The organism is Rhodococcus sp. EPR-134 (assembly GCF_001647205.1).
In the GTDB taxonomy this organism is placed as follows: Bacteria; Actinomycetota; Actinomycetes; order Mycobacteriales; family Mycobacteriaceae; genus Rhodococcus_F; species Rhodococcus_F qingshengii.
The window spans coordinates 1-2,260 of record NZ_LVCT01000071.1 but is presented as its reverse complement, the minus strand read 5'-3'; the positions used below and the strand labels follow the sequence as shown (position 1 = coordinate 2,260).

4 protein-coding genes and 1 pseudogene are annotated in these 2,260 nt (G+C 60.6%); 1 reads left to right on the top strand and 4 read right to left on the bottom strand.

Translation table 11 applies throughout. The features are described 5' to 3' along the window. The 4 genes and pseudogenes from A2J01_RS03575 to A2J01_RS03560 all read right to left on the bottom strand — a co-directional run. A pseudogene (locus A2J01_RS03575) lies at nt 1-526 on the bottom strand (lipid-transfer protein); the annotation flags it as partial. After that, nucleotides 523-936 carry a hypothetical protein gene (locus A2J01_RS03570; protein WP_064111967.1) on the bottom strand — a complete coding sequence of 138 codons (414 nt, stop codon included), beginning with the start codon at nt 934-936 and terminating at the stop codon, nt 523-525. The pseudogene A2J01_RS03575 and the gene A2J01_RS03570, both read right to left, overlap by 4 nt. Then, on the bottom strand, nt 933-1,361 hold the full coding sequence (locus tag A2J01_RS03565; protein WP_007731532.1) for a Zn-ribbon domain-containing OB-fold protein: 429 nt from the start codon (nt 1,359-1,361) through the stop codon (nt 933-935). Before A2J01_RS03565 ends, A2J01_RS03570 begins: the two co-directional genes overlap by 4 nt. Next, nucleotides 1,358-1,936 carry an FAS1-like dehydratase domain-containing protein gene (locus A2J01_RS03560; protein WP_007731535.1) on the bottom strand — a complete coding sequence of 193 codons (579 nt, stop codon included), beginning with the start codon at nt 1,934-1,936 and terminating at the stop codon, nt 1,358-1,360. The genes A2J01_RS03565 and A2J01_RS03560 overlap by 4 nt, the downstream gene beginning before the upstream one ends. Before the next feature lie 65 nt (nt 1,937-2,001). On the opposite strand from A2J01_RS03560, the gene A2J01_RS36245 reads away from it, so the two are divergent. Beyond that, a partial coding sequence (locus tag A2J01_RS36245; RefSeq protein ID WP_197494143.1) for a TetR/AcrR family transcriptional regulator occupies nt 2,002-2,260 on the top strand: 259 nt, incomplete at its 3' end.

Sequence of the window (2,260 nt, the reverse complement as noted above, 5' to 3'; positions counted from 1 at the left end):
CCGAGATCTGGCCGAAGTCGGCGCTTGTTGCCCCGTACTTGTGCATGTACAGCTTGGCGAGGAAGGCTTCCTGCTGCGCCGGGGTCAGAAGCCCGTACGGGTTGATCCAGTTCCGATACTCCTGGTCCGTCGACGCGTTGTACGCAAAAGGTGGCGGGCCGGCGCCGAATCGGTGACCTGATCTTTCGTTGAAGGCACGGTAGACGACCACAACGTCGGCAACTCCGCTGGAGACGGCAAGCGCTGCTTGTTGAACCGGTGCGCAGGCACCGCCGCCGCCGTGTGGAATTCGACTGAAGAACGTCAATTCCGGGATCCCGAGGGCGCGTGCGACCGCAATCTCAGGATTGTTCTCCATGGTGAACAGCGCAAATCCGTTCACCTCTTCTGCCTCGATGTGCGCGTCGTCGAGTGCGGCGATCACAGATTCGCACGCCAACTGCCATTCGCTACGGCCGGAGTTCTTGGAGAACTCGGTTGCGCCGATTCCGGCGATGGCTGCTTGCCTCGAAAATCCTCGTGTCATGCGATTACCCTTTCCACCGGTTCGAGAGTCACGTCGGCCGTCACGTGTGTTCCACGGGCGGTTTTCCCGAGAACCGTCACGGTGAGCGCCCGGCCGTCTGTGGCGGTGACCTCGCCGGTGAATGTCATGGTGTCTCCGGGAAAGTTCGGAACACCAAGCCGTAGTGATGTTTTGACGATCCGTGATGCCGGGCCGGACCAGTCGGTGATATAGCGGTCGATGAGCCCGTTGGTGGTGTTGATGCTCATGAAGATGTCGGGAGTTCCGCGATCCTGGGCCTTGCCCGGATCGTGATGCACGTCCTCGAAATCCTGAGAAGAGATCGCAGTGGCGACGATCAGCGTTCGATCCAACGGCAATTCGAGGCTGGGGAGGACCGAACCCACTTCGCAGTCAATCAGTTTCGTCATTGCACCGATCCCCGTCGCCTCAGTTGCGGCAGCATCTCGCCGTGAGCGTGCTCGGAGAACGCCACTTCGAGTTCCATGCCGAATTCGAGTTCCTCGTGATCGATCCCCGCGATGTCGGCAACCAGTCGCGTGCCTTCTTCGAGATCGACGAGTCCGACGGCGAGCGGGTACTCGAAGGCAGGATCCTTCGGGTGATGGATGACTGTGAAGCTGTGCAACGTGCATCGACGCGTGGATTCGACTGTGTCCCAACTGAACGAGCGGCATTCCGGGCAGGCGGGCGCTGGCGGGTGGCGCAGTGTCTTGCAATCCGCACACCGTTGGATTTCGAGGCGACCCTCTTTGGCCGCGGAGAAGAAGAAATCGTTGTCATCGGTGACGGTGAGTCTCGGCACCGCGGTGTTGCGGGAGCCAGTCTCGCTCATGCGATTACCTCCTGGGCTTCGGGCTTGGTATCTGTCTGGGCATCTGGTTTGAATCTGAGCAATCGAAAGCGCTCTTCGACCAGCGTCTTTCCGTCCTGGTCCACGTACTTCTTGAACAGGGTGATGAAGCACCCGTGACCGAGAGCCGTCTGTTTGAACGGTGAGATCGCTTCGATGGTGAAATATGCGGTGACGTGGTCTCCGGGACTCAACTCCGCGAAATACTCCTGCTCGACGTTGGTCGCGACTACGGACGTGTAGCCGGCCTCGTCCAACAGCCCGAGTAGTCGTGAATAGGCGAAATCCTCGGAGGCTCCGTCGGCGCGAAGTTGCTGGACCTGCCGATAACGTCGGTAACCCGCCATCACCCAGGTCGAGATCATGGCGGGCGGACAGACGACGTCTCGACGGCCGGTACTGCGGGCGGCCTCTGCGTCGACGTAGATCGGGTTGCGGTCGTCGTGCGCCTCGACCCAGTTGCGGATCATCGCCTCGTTGACGGCGTAGCGGGCGACGCGGGGTGGTTCGGCCTCTGCGCCGATGAAATTCGGAAACTGCGTCTGCAGGCTCTGCACTGAAATCCTCCGTGAACGAAAGTTGAGCAAGCGCTTGATTTTGAAGCTAGCATAGGAATCCGGAAGTGGAAACACGCGATCTCACCGACGAATTGGTTCGAGCCGGAGCTATCAGGCAGGATTGCGCTACGTTCGACGCCGGCAGCCCGGCACCCCCGAAACCCTGCCCTGAGCAGGACCGACAACCAGTGGAGATTTCAGTGGCATCACCAGATCGTCGGGAGAAGATCCTGGAGAGCTCAGCCGAGCTGTTTGCCAGGAAGGGTGTCGCCACCACGACCGTTCGCGAGATCGGCGACGCCGCCGGTGTGTTCTCGGGCAGCC

Excerpts from the sequence above, each read along its gene's own strand:
- A2J01_RS03570 (WP_064111967.1), bottom strand. The coding sequence starts at position 936 with ATGACGAAACTGATTGACTGCGAAGTGGGTTCGGTCCTCCCCAGCCTC.
- A2J01_RS03565 (WP_007731532.1), bottom strand. The coding sequence starts at position 1,361 with ATGAGCGAGACTGGCTCCCGCAACACCGCGGTGCCGAGACTCACCGTC.